The 18,218-nt window shown below is 71.1% G+C and carries 18 protein-coding genes; 17 read left to right on the top strand and 1 reads right to left on the bottom strand.

The window, feature by feature from the left end; all coding sequences use genetic code 11:
- From AB0G32_RS24530 to nusB, 4 genes are all read left to right on the top strand, one after another.
- Window positions 1-517: hypothetical protein (locus tag AB0G32_RS24530; RefSeq protein WP_361167047.1), on the top strand; the 517-nt coding region annotated here is incomplete at its 5' end.
- A gap of 169 nt (window positions 518-686) precedes the next feature.
- The gene (locus tag AB0G32_RS24525) at window positions 687-1,793 is read left to right on the top strand and encodes an aminopeptidase P family protein (RefSeq protein ID WP_361167044.1); all 1,107 of its coding nucleotides are present in this window, start codon (window positions 687-689) and stop codon (window positions 1,791-1,793) included.
- Window positions 1,794-1,859: 66 nt separating this feature from the next.
- Window positions 1,860-2,426, top strand: a complete 567-nt coding sequence (efp, locus tag AB0G32_RS24520; protein WP_361167041.1) for an elongation factor P — start codon at window positions 1,860-1,862, stop codon at window positions 2,424-2,426.
- 2 nt (window positions 2,427-2,428) lie between these two features.
- Complete coding sequence (gene nusB / locus AB0G32_RS24515; RefSeq protein WP_361167038.1) at window positions 2,429-2,857, top strand: transcription antitermination factor NusB; 429 nt, start codon at window positions 2,429-2,431, stop codon at window positions 2,855-2,857.
- Between the two features lie 198 nt (window positions 2,858-3,055).
- Here nusB and bldD read toward each other — a convergent pair whose 3' ends face one another.
- The gene (gene bldD / locus AB0G32_RS24510; RefSeq protein WP_024887373.1) at window positions 3,056-3,559 is read right to left on the bottom strand and encodes a transcriptional regulator BldD; all 504 of its coding nucleotides are present in this window, start codon (window positions 3,557-3,559) and stop codon (window positions 3,056-3,058) included.
- 286 nt (window positions 3,560-3,845) lie between these two features.
- On the opposite strand from bldD, the gene pyrR reads away from it, so the two are divergent.
- From pyrR to metK, 13 genes are all read left to right on the top strand, one after another.
- Window positions 3,846-4,424, top strand: a complete 579-nt coding sequence (pyrR, locus tag AB0G32_RS24505) for a bifunctional pyr operon transcriptional regulator/uracil phosphoribosyltransferase PyrR (protein ID WP_361167034.1) — start codon at window positions 3,846-3,848, stop codon at window positions 4,422-4,424.
- Between the two features lie 91 nt (window positions 4,425-4,515).
- Complete coding sequence (locus AB0G32_RS24500; protein WP_361167032.1) at window positions 4,516-5,496, top strand: aspartate carbamoyltransferase catalytic subunit; 981 nt, start codon at window positions 4,516-4,518, stop codon at window positions 5,494-5,496.
- Window positions 5,497-5,501: 5 nt separating this feature from the next.
- Entirely contained in the window at window positions 5,502-6,788 is a 1,287-nt protein-coding gene (locus AB0G32_RS24495; RefSeq protein ID WP_361167029.1) for a dihydroorotase, read from the top strand.
- Window positions 6,785-7,351: a hypothetical protein gene (locus tag AB0G32_RS24490; protein ID WP_361167026.1), complete on the top strand. Its 567-nt coding sequence runs from the start codon at window positions 6,785-6,787 to the stop codon at window positions 7,349-7,351. Before AB0G32_RS24495 ends, AB0G32_RS24490 begins: the two co-directional genes overlap by 4 nt.
- Complete coding sequence (carA, locus tag AB0G32_RS24485) at window positions 7,348-8,517, top strand: glutamine-hydrolyzing carbamoyl-phosphate synthase small subunit (protein WP_361167023.1); 1,170 nt, start codon at window positions 7,348-7,350, stop codon at window positions 8,515-8,517. The genes AB0G32_RS24490 and carA overlap by 4 nt, the downstream gene beginning before the upstream one ends.
- Window positions 8,510-11,818, top strand: a complete 3,309-nt coding sequence (gene carB / locus AB0G32_RS24480) for a carbamoyl-phosphate synthase large subunit (RefSeq protein ID WP_361167020.1) — start codon at window positions 8,510-8,512, stop codon at window positions 11,816-11,818. The genes carA and carB overlap by 8 nt, the downstream gene beginning before the upstream one ends.
- Before the next feature lie 62 nt (window positions 11,819-11,880).
- Window positions 11,881-12,987, top strand: coding sequence for a quinone-dependent dihydroorotate dehydrogenase (locus tag AB0G32_RS24475; RefSeq protein ID WP_361167061.1), 1,107 nt, complete (start codon window positions 11,881-11,883; stop codon window positions 12,985-12,987).
- Window positions 12,984-13,823, top strand: coding sequence for an orotidine-5'-phosphate decarboxylase (gene pyrF, locus AB0G32_RS24470; protein ID WP_361167017.1), 840 nt, complete (start codon window positions 12,984-12,986; stop codon window positions 13,821-13,823). Before AB0G32_RS24475 ends, pyrF begins: the two co-directional genes overlap by 4 nt.
- 285 nt (window positions 13,824-14,108) lie before the next feature.
- On the top strand, window positions 14,109-14,432 hold the full coding sequence (locus AB0G32_RS24465; protein ID WP_190206445.1) for an integration host factor: 324 nt from the start codon (window positions 14,109-14,111) through the stop codon (window positions 14,430-14,432).
- A 37-nt stretch (window positions 14,433-14,469) separates the two neighbouring features.
- Window positions 14,470-15,063: a guanylate kinase gene (gene gmk, locus AB0G32_RS24460; protein ID WP_361167012.1), complete on the top strand. Its 594-nt coding sequence runs from the start codon at window positions 14,470-14,472 to the stop codon at window positions 15,061-15,063.
- 50 nt (window positions 15,064-15,113) lie between these two features.
- Window positions 15,114-15,386: a DNA-directed RNA polymerase subunit omega gene (rpoZ, locus tag AB0G32_RS24455; RefSeq protein WP_003988945.1), complete on the top strand. Its 273-nt coding sequence runs from the start codon at window positions 15,114-15,116 to the stop codon at window positions 15,384-15,386.
- 115 nt (window positions 15,387-15,501) lie between these two features.
- Window positions 15,502-16,704, top strand: coding sequence for a bifunctional phosphopantothenoylcysteine decarboxylase/phosphopantothenate--cysteine ligase CoaBC (gene coaBC, locus AB0G32_RS24450; protein WP_361167009.1), 1,203 nt, complete (start codon window positions 15,502-15,504; stop codon window positions 16,702-16,704).
- 239 nt (window positions 16,705-16,943) lie between these two features.
- Window positions 16,944-18,152: a methionine adenosyltransferase gene (metK, locus tag AB0G32_RS24445; RefSeq protein WP_361167006.1), complete on the top strand. Its 1,209-nt coding sequence runs from the start codon at window positions 16,944-16,946 to the stop codon at window positions 18,150-18,152.
- The last annotated feature ends 66 nt before the right edge of the window (window positions 18,153-18,218 follow it).

Below are 18,218 nucleotides of genomic sequence, written 5' to 3'. Positions count from 1 at the left end.
CGGCAAGACCAGCGTCGCCAAGTACTGGGCGGACCACCGCCGGGTCCCCACCGCCCACATCAGCCTCGACGACGTGCGCGAGTGGGTCCGCTCGGGCTTCGCCGACCCGCAGTCCGGGTGGAACGACCACTCCGAGGCGCAGTACCGCCTGGCCCGCCGCACCTGCGGCTTCGCCGCGCGCAACTTCCTCGCCAACGGCATCTCCTGCATCCTCGACGACGCCGTCTTCCCGGACCGGCCGGTGGTCGGCCTCGGCGGCTGGAAACGGCATGTGGGGCCCGGGCTGCTCCCGGTCGTCCTGCTGCCCGGCCTGGACGTCGTCCTGGAGCGCAACGCCGAGCGGGCGGGCAACCGCCGCCTCACCGACGAGGAGGTGGCCCGCATCCACGGCCGGATGGCCGGCTGGTACGGCTCCGGCCTGCCGATCATCGACAACTCCCAGATCGACGTCCCCGAGACGGCCCGCGTGCTGGACGACGTCCTGGCCAGATCGATGGCGAGCCCGCCGAACTGGTGACGAGGGGCACTGTCCCGCCCCCGGGGGCGCGGGGAACCGCGCACGCAGCCCCCTCCGACCCGCACCCGACAAGCAACCGCCCACCCCACGGCCCGGCCCCCCGCCCCCGCACCGCCCACTCGGCCTCTCCCGAGCGGCGTCGCAGTAGCGAAGCTCTTACGCTCGGCTCATGTCAGAGGTGTACGCGGCCCGCCGGACGCGCCTACGTGAACGCTGCAATGCGGGCGGCAGCGCGGCGGCGCTGGTCTCCCGGCCCGCCAACGTGCGCTATCTCGCCGGCGCCGCCCCGCCCGGCGCCGTGCTGCTGCTGGGCGCCACCGAGGACCTGCTGCTGTGCGGCGAGCCCCCGGGCGACCGTCCCACCGACGGGCGGCCCGACGAAAGTCTCCGCCTGCGGATCCTGCCCGGTCTCGGCTCCGATCCCGCCGTCGCGGCCGGCGGCCTCGCCGTCACCCAGGGCGCCGACTCCCTCGCCGTCGAGGAGCACCACCTCACCGTGACCCGGCACCGGGCGATGGGCTCCGTCGCTCCCGGGCTCCGGCTGGCCGACCTGGGCCAGGCCGTCGAACAGCTGCGGGTGGTCAAGGACGAGGAGGAGATCTCCTGCCTGCGGATCGGCGCGGAGATCGCCGACCAGGCCCTGGGCGAACTGCTCGAATCCATCCTGGTCGGCCGCACCGAGCGCCATCTCGCCCTGGAGCTGGAACGCCGCCTGGTCGACCACGGCGCCGACGGCCCCGCCTTCCCCACCTCGGTCGGCACCGGCCCGAACTCCGGCCGCCCCGGGCACCGGCCCACCGACCGCCGGGTGGAGGAGGGCGACTTCCTCTCCGTCTGCCTCGGCGCCACCTACCGCGGCTACCGCTGCGAGATCGGCCGCACCTTCGTCATCGGCACCTCGCCGGCCGACTGGCAGATCGAGCTGTACGACCTGGTCTTCGCCGCGCAACGGGCCGGCCGGGAGGCCCTGGTGCCCGGCGCCGCGCACCGCGACGTGGACCGCGCCGCCCGCCAGGTGCTGGACTGCGCCGGGTACACCGAGAACCTCACCGCGCGCAGCGGGCACGGCGTCGGACTCGAAATCGACGAGGACCCTCAATTGACCCCGGCGGCCATGGGTAAACTGGACGCTTGTGTGCCGGTCACCGTCGAACCGGGGGTCCACCTCCCGGGCCGGGGCGGTGTCCGGATCGATGACACGCTCGTCGTACGCCCCGAGGCGGACGGCGGACCCGAGCTACTCACCATCACGACCAAGGAGCTGCTCGCGCTCTAGCTGCACGCTGGGGCGCAGGCGCCGGGGTCGTCCACGTCACAGTCCAGTCCAGGAGATTCCGCAACCGTGGCTTCCACGAACGACCTCAAGAACGGTTTGGTGCTCAAGCTCGAAGGCGGCCAGCTCTGGTCCGTCGTCGAGTTCCAGCACGTCAAGCCCGGCAAGGGCCCCGCCTTCGTGCGCACCAAGCTCAAGAACGTGCTCTCCGGCAAGGTCGTCGACAAGACCTTCAACGCCGGTGTCAAGGTCGAGACGGCCACTGTCGACAAGCGCGACATGCAGTTCTCGTACATGGACGGCGAGTACTTCGTCTTCATGGACATGGAGACCTACGACCAGCTGCACGTCGACCGCAAGGCCGTCGGCGACGCCGCCAACTTCCTGATCGAGGGCTTCACCGCCACCGTCGCCCAGCACGAGGGCGAGGTGCTCTTCGTCGAGCTGCCCGCCGCCGTCGAGCTGACCGTCCAGGAGACCGAGCCGGGCGTCCAGGGCGACCGCTCCACCGGCGGCACCAAGCCCGCCACCCTGGAGACCGGCCACCAGATCAACGTGCCGCTCTTCATCACCACCGGTGAGAAGATCAAGGTCGACACCCGCACGAGCGACTACCTCGGCCGGGTGAACAGCTAACCGTGGCTGCCCGCAACACGGCCCGCAAGCGCGCCTTCCAGATCCTCTTCGAGGGTGACCAGCGCGGCGCCGACGTCCTGACCGTCCTCGCGGACTGGGTACGGCTCTCCCGGGCCGACACCCGGCAGCCGCCGGTCAGCGAGTACACGATGACGCTGGTCGAGGGGTACGCGGAGCACGCGACGCGGATCGACGAGCTGATCGCCCAGTACGCGGTGGGCTGGACGCTCGACCGCATGCCGGTCGTCGACCGCAACATCCTGCGCCTCGGCGCGTACGAGCTGATCTGGGTCGACGAGACGCCGGACGCGGTCGTGCTCGACGAGGCGGTGCAGTTGGCGAAGGAGTTCTCGACCGATGAGTCGCCGTCGTTCGTGAACGGGCTGCTCGGTCGCCTGAAGGAGCTGAAGCCGACGCTCAGGCGCGCGTAGCGCGCTCCCGGCGGGCGCCGCGGGACTGCGGCAAACGGGTGATCCGCGGGTCGTCCGTGGCCGGCCGCGCAGTTCCGCGCGCCCCCGGGGGCGCGCTAGGCGCCTGGCGCCGAGAAGCGGCCGCACATGCCGCCGGGGTGGCCGGAACCGACTGGTTCCGGCCACCCCGGCGGCACGTTTCTGCTGGTGAGGGTGGGGTCAGACGTCCTCGTGGGACGCCACCGCGCGGCGCGCGTCCGCGTCCAGGACACCCCAGCTGATCAGCTGCTCGGTGAGGACCGAGGGCGACTGGTCGTAGATCACGGCCAGTGTGCGCAGGTCGTCCTGGCGGATCGAGAGCACCTTGCCGTTGTAGTCACCGCGCTGCGACTGGATCGTCGCCGCGTAGCGCTGGAGGGGGCCCGCCTTCTCGGCCGGCACCGTGGCCAGCCGCTCCAGGTCCAGGACCAGCTTCGGCGGCGGCTCGGCGGCGCCACCGGGGGTGGTGCCCGGCAGCAGCTCCTGCACCGGAACGCCGTAGAAGTCCGCCAGCTCGGCGAGGCGCTGCACGGTCACGGCACGGTCGCCGCGCTCGTACGAACCGACCACGACGGCCTTCCAGCGGCCCTGGGACTTCTCCTCGACACCGTGGAGGGAAAGGCCCTGCTGGGTGCGGATGGCGCGGAGCTTGGCCCCGAGCTGTTTGGCGTATTCGCTGGACATATGGCTCCCCGGACACTGTGTCGACGCGGCGGGCTCGGTTTCCTGCCGCGCGGCTGGTAACTCACTGTGAGGTTACGCAGCGTTACTCTCTCGCGTCAAGCCGAATGGTCCGCACCGACTCTTCCGGGCCGGTGGCGCCACATTAGGCCATACGAGTGACAGGGGTGCTCCTCTGGGGTGACCGGGGGCCGGTCGGGGTGGCGACCGGCACCTGCTACCGTGGATGGCGCAAATCCGACGTCCTTTAAGGTCCGTCCCGTGAGGCGGAGAAGGAGGTCCGTTTCTTATGGACGCACAGCCCGACACCCAGCCCGGTTCATCCCCCGACGCGCGGCCGGTACTGGAAGGCCCCGACATCGCGCGGGTGCTGACCCGCATCGCCCACGAGATCGTCGAACGCGCCAAGGGCGCCGACGACGTGGTGCTCCTCGGCATCCCGACCCGGGGCGTCTTCCTCGCCCGCCGGCTCGCCGCCAAACTGGAGCAGATCACCGAGCGCAAGGTGCCCTGCGGCTCGCTGGACATCACCATGTACCGCGACGACCTGCGCCTGCACCCGCCGCGCGCGCTGGCCCGCACGGAGATCCCCGGCGACGGCCTCGACGGCCGTCTCGTCGTCCTGGTCGACGACGTGCTCTTCTCCGGCCGCACCATCCGCGCCGCCCTGGACGCCCTGAACGACCTCGGCCGCCCGCGCGCGGTGCAGCTCGCCGTGCTGGTCGACCGCGGCCACCGCGAACTGCCCATCCGCGCGGACTACGTCGGCAAGAACCTCCCCACGTCGCTGCGGGAGACGGTCAAGGTCCAGCTCGCCGAGGAGGACGGTCGCGACACCGTGCTGCTCGGCGCCAAGACCGGCCAGTAGCGCTTCACGCGCCGGGGCCGCCGCGGCGCGCCCACGCACGCGCCGCGGCGCCCGAATCCTCCCGAATGAACTGCCTTACGGAGCCTGACAGATGCAGCGTCATCTCATCTCGGCCGCCGACCTCACCCGCGACGACGCCGTCCTGATCCTCGACACCGCCGAGGAGATGGCCCGGGTCGCCGACCGGCCGATCAAGAAACTGCCCACCCTGCGCGGCCGTACCGTCGTCAACCTCTTCTTCGAGGACTCGACCCGGACCCGGATCTCCTTCGAGGCGGCCGAGAAGCGGCTGTCGGCGGACGTCATCAACTTCACCGCCAAGGGATCGAGCGTCTCCAAGGGCGAGTCCCTCAAGGACACCGCCCAGACCCTGGAGGCGATGGGCGTCGACGCGGTGGTGATCCGGCACGGCGCCTCCGGAGCCCCGTACCGCCTCGCCACCTCCGGCTGGATCGACGCCCATGTGATCAACGCCGGGGACGGCACCCACCAGCACCCCACCCAGGCGCTGCTCGACGCCTTCACCATGCGCCGCCGCCTGGTCGGCCGGGACGCCGGGATCGGCCAGGACCTGGACGGGCGGCGCATCACGGTCGTCGGCGACGTCCTGCACAGCCGCGTCGCCCGCTCCAACGTCGACCTGCTGCACACCCTCGGCGCCCACGTCACCCTGGTGGCACCGCCCACTCTGCTGCCGGTCGGCGTCGAAACCTGGCCCTGCGAGGTTTCCTACGACCTCGACTCCACGCTCCCCAAGTCCGACGCCGTGATGATGCTGCGGGTGCAGCGCGAGCGGATGAACGCCGCGTTCTTCCCCACCGAGCGCGAGTACTCCCGTCGCTACGGCCTCGACGGCGACCGCATGGCGAAGATGCCCGGGCACGCCATAGTGATGCACCCCGGCCCGATGGTCCGCGGCATGGAGATCACCGCCGAGGTCGCCGACTCCGACCGCTGCACCGTCGTCGAGCAGGTCACCAACGGCGTCTCCATCCGGATGGCCGTGCTGTACCTGCTGCTCGGCGGCAACGAGCCCGCCCAGACCGCCCCGCTTCGCACTGAGGAGAAGTAAGACCCATGAGCAAGATCCTGATCCGCGGTGCGAAGGTGCTCGGCGGCGAGCAGCGGGACGTGCTGATCGACGGCCCGGTCATCGAGGCGGTCGGGCAGCACCTGTCCGCCGACGGCGCCGAGGTCGTCGAGGCCGGCGGCAAGGTGCTGCTGCCCGGCCTGGTCGACCTGCACACCCACCTGCGCGAGCCCGGCCGCGAGGACTCCGAGACGGTGCTGACCGGCACCCGCGCGGCGGCCAGTGGCGGCTACACCACCGTGTTCGCCATGGCCAACACCTTCCCGGTGGCCGACACGGCGGGCGTGGTCGAGCAGGTCTGGCGGCTCGGCACCGAGTCCGGCTACTGCGACGTACGGCCCATCGGCGCCGTCACCGTCGGCCTGGAGGGCGCCAAACTCGCCGAGCTGGGCGCCATGCACGAGTCGGCGGCCGGGGTCACCGTCTTCTCGGACGACGGCAAGTGCGTGCACGACGCGGTGATCATGCGCCGGGCGCTGGAGTACGTGAAGGCGTTCGACGGGGTCGTCGCCCAGCACGCGCAGGAGCCGCGCCTCACCGAGGGCGCCGAGATGAACGAGGGCGTGGTCTCCGCCGAGCTGGGGCTCGGCGGCTGGCCGGCGGTGGCCGAAGAATCGATCATCGCCCGGGATGTCCTGCTCGCCGAGCACGTCGGCTCCCGGGTGCACATCTGCCACCTGTCGACCGCCGGGTCCGTCGAGATCGTCCGCTGGGCCAAGTCCCGCGGCATCCAGGTCACCGCCGAGGTCACCCCGCACCACCTGCTGCTCACCGACGAGCTGGTCCGGTCCTACAACCCGGTCTACAAGGTCAACCCGCCGCTGCGCACCGAACGCGACGTGCACGCGCTGCGCGCGGCGCTCGCCGACGGCACGATCGACATCGTCGCCACCGACCACGCCCCGCACCCGCACGAGGACAAGGACTGCGAGTGGGCCGCCGCCGCCATGGGCATGGTCGGCCTGGAGACCGCGTTGTCAGTGGTGCAGGAGACCATGGTGGACACGGGTCTGCTGGACTGGGCCGGCGTCGCCGACCGGATGTCCGTCAAGCCCGCGCAGATCGGACAGGCAGTCGGCCAGGGCCGTCCCGTCTCGGCAGGTGAGCCCGCCAACCTCACCCTCGTCGACACGGAATACCGTGGCCGGGTGGACCCCGCGGGCTTCGCCTCGCGCAGCCGCAACACCCCCTACGAGGGACGTGAGCTGCCGGGCCGTGTGACGCACACGTGGCTGCGGGGCAAGGCCACGCTCGTCGACGGGAAGCTCACGTGACACCTGTAATCCTGCTGGCCGCCGAGAAGGAATCGGCGCAAGTGACCGACTGGGCCGCCCGCATCGGCTGGGTCGTCGGCCTCGGCCTGTTCGTCGCGCTCGTCTACTGGCTGATGCGCGAGGGCTGGAAATGGCGCGGCACCCTCCAGGGCGACCTGCCCGAGCTGCCCACCGCGCCGGACGACCCCGGCCCGGCGAGACTGAGCATGAGCGGCCGCTACCACGGCTCCACCACCGCCGGTCAGTGGCTGGACCGCATCGTCGCCCGCGGCCTGGGCACCCGCAGCCGGGCCGAGCTGACCCTGACCGACGCGGGAGTCGACGTCGTACGGCCCGGCGCCACGGACTTCTTCGTCCCGGCCGCCGCGCTGCGCGAGGCCCGGCTCGACAAGGGCATCGCGGGCAAGGTGCTCACCGAGGGCGGCCTGCTGGTCCTGACCTGGCAGCACGGCGAGAAGCTGATCGACTCCGGCTTCCGCTCCGACCACGCGGCCGAGCACAACGAGTGGGTCGAGACCCTGACCGACATGATCAACAAGAGGGAAACGGAAGGCGCGCGATGACGACCTCCACCAGGGGAACCGCCAAGGTTCCCGCAGTACTCGTCCTGGAGGACGGCCGGATCTTCCGCGGCCGCGCCTACGGGGCCGTGGGGGAGACCTTCGGCGAGGCCGTCTTCTCCACCGGCATGACCGGCTACCAGGAGACCCTGACCGACCCGTCCTACGCCCGGCAGATCGTGGTGGCGACCGCCCCGCAGATCGGCAACACCGGCTGGAACGACGAGGACGACGAGTCCCGCCGCATCTGGGTCTCCGGCTACGTCGTGCGCGACCCCGCGCGGGTGCCGTCCAACTGGCGCTCCCGGCGCTCCCTGGACGACGAGCTGGCCCGCCAGGACATCGTCGGCATCTCCGGCATCGACACCCGCGCCCTCACCCGCCACCTGCGCGAGCGCGGCTCCATGCGGGCCGGCGTCTTCTCCGGCGAGGCGCTCGCCGACGACGCCGGGCTCCTCGCCCGGGTGCGGGAGCAGCCGCAGATGAAGGGCGCCAGCCTCTTCGAGGAGGTCGCCACCCAGGAGGCGTACGTCGTCCCCGCGCTCGGCCCCGACGGCGCGGCCGTCCCGGTCGGAAGCGCGAAGTTCACCGTCGCCGCGATCGACCTCGGCATCAAGGGCATGACCCCGCACCGGATGGCCGAGCGCGGCATCGAGGTGCACGTCCTGCCGGCCACCGCGACCGTCGAGGACATCTACGCGGTCCAGCCGGACGGCGTGTTCTTCTCCAACGGCCCCGGCGACCCCGCCGCCGCCGACCACCCGGTCGCCCTCATGCGCGGCGTCCTGGAGCGCGGCACCCCGCTGTTCGGCATCTGCTTCGGCAACCAGATCCTGGGCCGCGCCCTCGGCTTCGGCACCTTCAAGCTGAAGTACGGCCACCGCGGCATCAACCAGCCGGTGCAGGACCGTACGACCGGCAAGGTCGAGGTCACCGCGCACAACCACGGCTTCGCCGTCGACGCCCCGCTGGACCAGGTCTCCGACACCCCCTTCGGGCGCGCCGAGGTCTCCCACGTCTGCCTCAACGACAACGTGGTGGAGGGGCTCCAACTCCTCGACAAGCCGGCCTTCAGCGTGCAGTACCACCCCGAAGCGGCCGCCGGCCCGCACGACGCCGCCTACCTGTTCGACCGCTTCACGTCTCTGATGGAGGGCCAGCGTGCCTAAGCGCACCGATATCCAGTCCGTCCTGGTCATCGGCTCCGGCCCGATCGTCATCGGCCAGGCCGCCGAGTTCGACTACTCCGGCACCCAGGCGTGCCGCGTGCTCAAGGCCGAGGGCCTGCGCGTCATCCTGGTCAACTCCAACCCGGCGACGATCATGACCGACCCGGAGATCGCCGACGCCACCTACGTCGAGCCGATCACCCCCGAGTTCGTCGAGAAGATCATCGCCAAGGAGCGGCCCGACGCGCTGCTGCCCACCCTGGGCGGCCAGACGGCCCTGAACACCGCGATCTCCATGCACGAGCAGGGCGTGCTGGAGAAGTACGGCGTCGAGCTGATCGGCGCCAACGTGACGGCGATCCACAAGGGCGAGGACCGCGACCTGTTCAAGGGCGTCGTCGAAGAGGTCCGCAAGAAGATCGGCCACGGCGAGTCCGCCCGCTCCTACATCTGCCACTCGATGGACGACGTCCTGGCCGGCGTCGAGGCGCTCGGCGGCTACCCGGTCGTGGTCCGCCCCTCCTTCACCATGGGCGGCGCCGGCTCCGGCTTCGCCCACGACGAGGCGGAGCTGCGCCGCATCGCCGGCCAGGGCCTCACCCTCTCGCCGACCACCGAGGTGCTCCTGGAGGAGTCCATCCTCGGCTGGAAGGAGTACGAGCTGGAGCTGATGCGCGACAAGAACGACAACGTCGTGGTCGTCTGCTCCATCGAGAACTTCGACCCCATGGGCGTGCACACCGGCGACTCGATCACGGTCGCGCCCGCCATGACGCTGACCGACCGCGAGTACCAGGTGCTGCGCGACGTCGGCATCGCGATCATCCGCGAGGTCGGCGTCGACACCGGCGGCTGCAACATCCAGTTCGCGGTGAACCCCGAGGACGGCCGCGTGATCGTCATCGAGATGAACCCGCGCGTCTCGCGTTCCTCGGCGCTCGCCTCCAAGGCGACCGGCTTCCCGATCGCCAAGATCGCCGCCAAGCTGGCCGTCGGCTACACGCTGGACGAGATCCCCAACGACATCACGCGGGAGACCCCGGCCTCCTTCGAGCCGACCCTCGACTACGTGGTGGTCAAGGCGCCGCGGTTCGCCTTCGAGAAGTTCCCGAGCGCGGACTCGACGCTGACCACCACCATGAAGTCGGTCGGCGAGGCGATGGCCATCGGCCGCAACTTCACCGAGGCGTTCCAGAAGGCGCTGCGCTCCCTGGAGAAGAAGGGCAGCCAGTTCACCTTCGTCGGCGACAGCGGCGACAAGCAGGAGCTCCTTGAGGCGTCCGTCCGGCCCACCGACGGCCGGATCAACACCGTCATGCGGGCCATCCGCGCGGGTGCCACGCCGCAGGAGATCTTCGACTACACCAAGATCGACCCCTGGTTCGTCGACCAGCTCTTCCTGATCAAGGAGACCGCCGACGAGCTCGCCGAGGCGCCCGAGCTGACCGCCGGCCTGCTCGCCGAGGCCAAGCGGCACGGCTTCTCCGACCAGCAGATCGGCGAGATCCGCGGCCTGCGCGAGGACGTCGTCCGCGAGGTGCGGCACGCGCTCGGCATCCGCCCGGTCTACAAGACGGTCGACACCTGCGCCGCCGAGTTCGCCGCGCGGACGCCGTACTTCTACTCCTCCTACGACGAGGAGAGCGAGGTCGCGCCGCGCGAGAAGCCGGCCGTCATCATCCTGGGCTCCGGGCCGAACCGCATCGGCCAGGGCATCGAGTTCGACTACTCCTGCGTGCACGCCTCCTTCGCGCTGAGCGACGCCGGGTACGAGACCGTGATGGTCAACTGCAACCCGGAGACCGTCTCCACCGACTACGACACCTCCGACCGGCTCTACTTCGAGCCGCTCACCCTGGAGGACGTCCTGGAGATCGTCCACGCGGAAGCGCAGGCCGGGCCGATCGCCGGCGTGATCGTCCAGCTCGGCGGCCAGACCCCGCTGGGCCTGGCGCAGGCACTCAAGGACAACGGCGTGCCGGTCGTCGGCACCCCGCCCGAGGCGATCCACGCCGCCGAGGACCGCGGCGCCTTCGGCCGGGTGCTGGCCGAGGCGGGCCTGCCCGCCCCCAAGCACGGCACCGCCACCACCTTCGCCGGCGCCAAGGCCATCGCCGACGAGATCGGCTACCCGGTCCTGGTCCGCCCCTCCTACGTGCTCGGCGGCCGCGGCATGGAGATCGTCTACGACGAGACCCGCCTCGAGTCCTACATCGCCGAGTCGACGGAGATCAGCCCGTCCCGCCCGGTCCTGGTCGACCGGTTCCTGGACGACGCGATCGAGATCGACGTGGACGCCCTGTACGACGGCGAGGAGCTGTACCTCGGCGGCGTCATGGAGCACATCGAGGAGGCCGGCATCCACTCCGGCGACTCGGCGTGCGCCCTGCCCCCGATCACGCTGGGCGGCTTCGACATCAAGCGGCTGCGCGCCTCCACCGAGGCCATCGCCGCGGGCGTCGGCGTACGCGGCCTGATCAACATCCAGTTCGCGCTGGCCGGGGACATCCTCTACGTCCTGGAGGCCAACCCGCGCGCCTCGCGCACCGTGCCCTTCACCTCGAAGGCGACCGCGGTGCCGCTCGCGAAGGCCGCCGCCCGCATCTCGCTCGGCGCGACCGTCGCCGAACTGCGCGCCGAGGGCCTGCTGCCGGCCACCGGCGACGGCGGCGAGCTGCCGCTGGACGCGCCGATCTCCGTCAAGGAGGCCGTGATGCCGTGGTCCCGCTTCCGGGACATCCAGGGCCGCGGCGTGGACACCGTGCTCGGCCCGGAGATGCGCTCCACCGGCGAGGTCATGGGCATCGACTCCGTCTTCGGCACGGCGTACGCCAAGTCGCAGGCCGGCGCGTACGGGCCGCTGCCGACCAAGGGACGGGCGTTCATCTCGGTGGCCAACCGGGACAAGCGCTCGATGATCTTCCCGGCCCGTGAGCTGGTCGCCCACGGCTTCGAGCTGATGGCCACCTCCGGCACCGCCGAGGTGCTGCGCCGCAACGGCATCAGCGCCACGGTGGTCCGCAAGCAGTCCGAGGGCACCGGCCCGAACGGCGAGAAGACCATCGTCCAGCTCATCCACGACGGCGAGGTCGACCTCATCGTCAACACCCCGTACGGCACCGGCGGCCGCCTGGACGGCTACGACATCCGTACGGCGGCGGTGGCGCGGTCCGTGCCCTGCCTGACCACGGTCCAGGCGCTCGCCGCCGCGGTGCAGGGCATCGACGCCCTCAACCACGGCGACGTGGGGGTCCGATCACTCCAGGAACACGCGGAATTCCTGACCGCGGCCCGCGACTAGCAGCCCCGAGGGGGACACCGGAAACGGTGTCCCCCTCTTCATGAGGCTTCATGAGGAAACCCATGTACCCGTACTTCTTCCGGCTCGTCTTCCGGCGCATGGACGCCGAACGCGCCCACCATCTGGCCTTCCGCTGGATCCGGCTCGCCGCCCGGGTCCCGGTGCTGCGCACCCTCGTCGCGGCCGTGCTCGCCCCGCGCCACAAGGAGCTGCGCACCGAGGCGCTGGGCCTGCGCATGCACGGCCCCTTCGGCCTCGCGGCCGGCTTCGACAAGAACGCCGTCGCGATCGACGGCATGGCGATGCTCGGCTTCGACCACGTGGAGATCGGCACCGTCACCGGCGAACCGCAGCCCGGCAACCCGAAGCGGCGGCTGTTCCGCCTGGTCGCCGACCGGGCGCTGATCAACCGCATGGGCTTCAACAACGACGGCTCCCGGGCCGTCGCCGCCCGCCTGGCATCCCGTACGCCGGTCTTCCGCACGGTCGTCGGCGTCAACATCGGCAAGACCAAGGTCGTCCCCGAGGAGGAGGCGGCCGGCGACTACGTGAAGTCCGCCGAGCGCCTCGCGCCGTACGCCGACTACCTGGTCGTCAACGTGTCGTCGCCGAACACGCCCGGCCTGCGCAACCTCCAGGCGACCGAGGCGCTGCGGCCGCTGCTCACCGCCGTCCGCGAGGCCGCCGACCGCGCGGTGACCACCCGCCGGGTGCCGCTCCTGGTCAAGATCGCGCCCGACCTCGCGGACGCGGACGTCGACGCGGTCGCCGACCTCGCCGTGGAACTCGGCCTGGACGGCATCATCGCGACCAACACCACCATCGCCCGCGAGGGCCTCGGCCTGACCAGCGCACCGGAGCTCGTCCAGGAGACCGGCGGCCTGTCCGGCGCCCCCCTCAAGGCGCGCTCCCTGGAAGTGCTGCGCCGCCTGTACGCGCGGGTGGGCGACCGGATCACCCTGGTCGGGGTGGGCGGCATCGAGACCGCCGAGGACGCCTGGCAGCGCATCCTCGCCGGGGCCACCCTGGTGCAGGGCTACAGCGCGTTCATCTACCAGGGCCCGTTCTGGGGCCGCGCCATCCACCGGGGCCTGGCCGCACGCCTGCGGCAGAGCCCGTACGCCACCCTCGCCGACGCGGTCGGCGCCGACGTCGAGGAGACCGCATGACCGAGCCTTTCGGCGCCCGGCTGCGCCGTGCGATGGACGAACGCGGCCCGCTGTGCGTGGGCATCGACCCGCACGCCTCCCTGCTCGCCGAGTGGGGCCTGAACGACGACGTGGCCGGCCTGGAGCGGTTCAGCCGCACGGTGGTGGAGGCGCTGGCCGACCGGATCGCCGTCTTCAAGCCGCAGAGCGCCTTCTTCGAGCGGTTCGGCTCGCGCGGCGTCGCCGTCCTGGAGAAGTCCGTCGAGACCGCCCGGGCGGCCGGCGCGCTGGTCGTCATGGACGCCAAGCGCGGCGACATCGGCTCCACCATGGCCGCGTACGCCGAGTCGTTCCTGCACCCGGACGCCCCGCTGTTCTCGGACGCGCTGACGGTCTCGCCCTACCTCGGCTACGGGTCGCTGAAGCCGGCCGTCGACATGGCGCGCGAGAACGGCACGGGCCTGTTCGTACTGGCGCTCACCTCCAACCCGGAGGGCGCCGAGGTCCAGCACGCGGTCCGCGGCGACGGCCGCAGCGTCGGTGCGACGATGCTGGCCCACCTCGCCGAGGAGAACGCGGGGCAGACTCCCCTCGGCTCGTTCGGCGCGGTGGTCGGCGCCACCCTGGGCGACCTCTCGTCGTACGACCTGGACATGGGCGGTCCGCTGCTGGCGCCCGGCATCGGCGCGCAGGGCGCCACCCCGGCGGACCTTCCCGGGGTCTTCGGCGCGGTGCTGCGCAACGTGGTGCCGAACGTCAGCCGGGGTGTCCTTCGTCACGGCCCCGACGCCGGGGCGCTGCGCGCGTCCGCGGACCGGTTCGCCGAGGAGATCCGGGCCGCGGTGGCCTCAGTGTGACTCTCGCCGCATTCCTGGTGCTCGCCGAACGGCCTCGCCGGGCGGGCTCCGGGGCCGCTCGGGCCTGGATACATCCTCAAATCCGAGGCAGTATGTCTTAAATGTCCGTCCTCGCAGAGGCTGACCAGGACTTTTCCGCTGTTCTCGCTGACTCCGGCGGCCTTGACCGCTAGTCTCCGGGAAGAGTCAACGGGCAAGCGTGTTGCTCGTAGCTCCCCTGGTGTGGGGCGACTAGGTTCCTCACCGGTCCGTATCCGACAGTTCGACATCCGAGGTGACGTAGGCGTGGCTCTTCCGCCCCTTACCCCTGAACAGCGCGCAGCCGCGCTCGAAAAGGCCGCCGCGGCTCGCCGGGAGCGGGCCGAGGTCAAGAATCGACTCAAGCACTCCGGCGCCTCCCTCCACGAGGTCATCAAGCAGGGCCAGGAGAACGACGTCATCGGCAAGATGAAGGTCTCCGCCCTCCTCGAGTCCCTGCCGGGCGTGGGCAAGGTCCGCGCCAAGCAGATCATGGAGCGACTGGGCATCTCCGAGAGCCGCCGGGTGCGTGGCCTCGGCTCCAACCAGATCGCCTCCCTGGAGCGCGAGTTCGGCAGCACCGGCAACTGAGTCCGGACCACCCCGGTATTGCTGGAATAATCGCCGCATGGCTGCAACACCCCGGGGGACGACCCCCGTACCCCCGGAATCACGTCCGCGGCTGACCGTGCTCTCCGGCCCCTCGGGGGTCGGCAAGAGCACGGTCGTCGCTCATATGCGCAAGGAACACCCCGAGGTCTGGCTCTCGGTGTCGGCGACGACCCGCAAGCCGCGCCCTGGTGAGCGGCACGGCGTCCACTACTTCTTCGTCACGGACGACGAGATGGACAAGCTGATCGCCAACGGTGAACTGCTGGAGTGGGCCGAGTTCGCGGGCAACCGGTACGGCACGCCGCGCGCGGCCGTGCTGGAACGGCTGGACGCGGGGGAGCCGGTGCTCCTGGAGATCGACCTCCAGGGTGCCCGGCAGGTCCGCGACTCCATGCCGGAGGCCCAGCTGGTGTTCCTCGCCCCGCCCTCCTGGGAGGAACTGGTGCGCAGGCTCACCGGCCGGGGCACCGAGCCGCCCGAGGTGATCGAGCGCCGGCTCGAGGCCGCGAAGACCGAACTGGCGGCCGAGCCGGAGTTCGACAGCACCCTGGTCAACACCTCCGTCGAGGACGTGGCGCGCGAGCTGCTAGCCTTGACCAATGGCGTGTGATCGTTACGGTCACCGACCCTGATTCTTTCCCATCCATCGGAAGGTAGAGCGTGTCCTCTTCCATCTCCGCGCCCGAGGGCATCATCAACCCGCCGATCGACGAGCTCCTCGAGGCCACGGACTCGAAGTACAGCCTCGTGATCTACGCGGCCAAGCGGGCCCGCCAGATCAACGCGTACTACTCGCAGCTCGGCGAGGGCCTCCTCGAGTACGTCGGTCCCCTCGTCGACACCCACGTCCACGAGAAGCCGCTCTCGATCGCGCTGCGCGAGATCAACGCGGGGCTGCTGACGTCCGAGGCCGTCGAGGGCCCGGCGCAGTAACTGCAGACCAGTAGTATTTTCAGCCTTTGGCTGAGTTATCCACAGGCCCGGCGGCGCGACCGCCGGGCTTGTGGTGTGTGATGGGGCCAGACGTTCTTCAAGGTCGGGAGAGACGGTGGACAAGCCCAAGGTCGTGCTGGGGGTCAGCGGCGGCATCGCCGCGTACAAGGCCGGCGAGCTGCTGCGCCGGTTCACCGAGTCGGGACACGACGTCCGGGTGGTGCCCACCGCCGCCGCGCTGCACTTCGTCGGCGCCGCCACCTGGTCCGCCCTGTCCGGCAACCCGGTCTCCACCGAGGTGTGGGACGACGTCCACCAGGTCCCGCACGTCCGCATCGGGCAGCGGGCCGACCTGGTCGTGGTCGCCCCGGCCACCGCGGACCTGCTCGCCAAGGCCGCCCACGGCCTCGCCGACGACCTGCTGACCAACACGCTGCTCACCGCCCGCTGCCCGGTCGTCTTCGCCCCCGCCATGCACACCGAGATGTGGGAGCACCCGGCCACCCGGGAGAACGTGGCGACGCTGCGCCGCCGCGGCGCCGTCGTCATCGAACCGGCCGTCGGCCGCCTCACCGGCGTCGACACCGGCAAGGGCCGCTTCCCCGACCCGGCCGAGATCTACGAGCTGTGCCGCCGGGTCCTCGCCCGCGGCACGACCGCGCCCGACCTGGCCGGCCGGCATGTCGTCGTCAGCGCCGGCGGCACCCGCGAGCCGCTCGACCCGGTCCGCTTCCTCGGCAACCGCTCCTCCGGCAAACAGGGCTACGCCCTCGCCCGCACGGCCGCCGCCCGCGGCGCCCGGGTGACGCTGCTCTCGGCGAACGCGGCGCTGCCCGCCCCGGCCGGGGTGGACGTGGTCGCCGTCGGGACGGCCGTGGAACTGCGCGCGGCGGTGCTGGCCGCCCTGCCGGACGCCGACGCGGTGGTGATGGCGGCGGCGGTCGCCGACTTCCGCCCCGCGGTCTACGCGACCGGCAAGATCAAGAAGAAGGACGGCCAGCAGCCCGAGCCCCTCGCCCTGGTGCGGAATCCGGACATCCTCGCGGAGATCTCGGCCGGCCGCGCCCGCCCCGGACAGGTGATCGTCGGCTTCGCCGCCGAGACGGACGACGTGCTGGCCAACGGGCGCGCCAAGCTGAAACGCAAGGGCTGCGACCTCCTCGTGGTGAACGAGGTGGGGGAGCGCAAGACGTTCGGTGCCGAGGAGAACGAGGCCGTGGTGCTCGGCGCCGACGGCACCGAGATACCCGTACCGCACGGGCCGAAGGAAGCCCTGGCCGACACCGTGTGGGACCTGGTGGCCGGGCGGCTCGCCTGATGTCTCGATCACCCTCGGACACGCGTGTACCTCGCACATTCGTGCGTGGCGGCCCTGGCCAAGAGCGCGGGTCTTCGGTCAGAATGCGCGTGCCGCAGGTCACAGCCTTCTTGAGAGTCGAGACGGGTGGGCCCGCGGCCGAGTGCGACCGATAAACTGTTCACGGACGTCGCCGGGTGCAGCTCCCCGTGCCGTCCGACCATGATCAGCCAGCAGCCGCTGCAACCCCAGGGAGCGTTGTGTCCCGTCGCCTGTTCACCTCGGAGTCCGTGACCGAGGGCCACCCCGACAAGATCGCTGACCAGATCAGTGACACCATTCTCGACGCGCTTCTGCGCGAGGACCCGTCGTCCCGGGTCGCCGTCGAAACCCTGATCACCACCGGCCTGGTGCACGTGGCCGGCGAGGTCACCACCAAGGCCTACGTCGACATCGCCACCCTGGTGCGCGGCAAGATCCTGGAGATCGGCTACGACTCCTCCAAGAAGGGCTTCGACGGGGCCTCCTGCGGCGTCTCGGTCTCCATCGGCGCGCAGTCGCCGGACATCGCGCAGGGCGTCGACACCGCCTACGAGAACCGGGTCGAAGGTGACGAGGACGAGCTGGACCGGCAGGGCGCCGGCGACCAGGGCCTGATGTTCGGCTACGCCTCCGACGAGACGCCGACCCTCATGCCGCTGCCGGTCTTCCTGGCCCACCGCCTCTCCAAGCGCCTGTCCGACGTGCGCAAGAACGGCACGATCCCCTACCTGCGCCCCGACGGCAAGACGCAGGTCACCATCGAGTACGACGGCGACAAGGCGGTCCGCCTCGACACGGTCGTGGTCTCCTCGCAGCACGCCTCCGACATCGACCTGGAGTCGCTGCTCGCCCCCGACATCCGCGAGTTCGTCGTGGAGCCGGAGCTGAAGGCGCTGCTCGACGACGGCATCAAGCTCGACACCGAGAACTACCGCCTGCTGGTCAACCCCACCGGCCGCTTCGAGATCGGCGGCCCGATGGGCGACGCCGGCCTGACCGGTCGCAAGATCATCATCGACACCTACGGCGGCATGGCCCGGCACGGCGGCGGCGCCTTCTCCGGCAAGGACCCGTCCAAGGTCGACCGCTCCGCCGCCTACGCGATGCGCTGGGTCGCCAAGAACGTGGTCGCCGCGGGCCTCGCCTCCCGCTGCGAGGTCCAGGTCGCCTACGCCATCGGCAAGGCCGAGCCGGTCGGCCTGTTCGTGGAGACCTTCGGCACCGCCAAGATCGACCACGAGAAGATCGAGAAGGCGATCGACGAGGTCTTCGACCTCCGCCCGGCCGCCATCATCCGCGACCTCGACCTGCTCCGCCCGATCTACGCCCAGACCGCGGCGTACGGCCACTTCGGCCGCGAGCTCGACGACTTCACCTGGGAGCGCACCGACCGGGTGGAGGCTCTGCGGCAGGCCACGGGCCTGTAGGTCCACCGATCCATCGACTGCTACGAGGCCCGGCGGCCCCTTGGGACGCCGGGCCTCGGCCTGTCC

The sequence above is a fragment of the Streptomyces sp. NPDC023723 genome (assembly GCF_040639815.1).
In the GTDB taxonomy this organism is placed as follows: Bacteria; Actinomycetota; Actinomycetes; order Streptomycetales; family Streptomycetaceae; genus Streptomyces.
The sequence above is the reverse complement of the archived record's forward strand: the minus strand, read 5'-3'. Positions and strand labels throughout refer to the sequence as shown.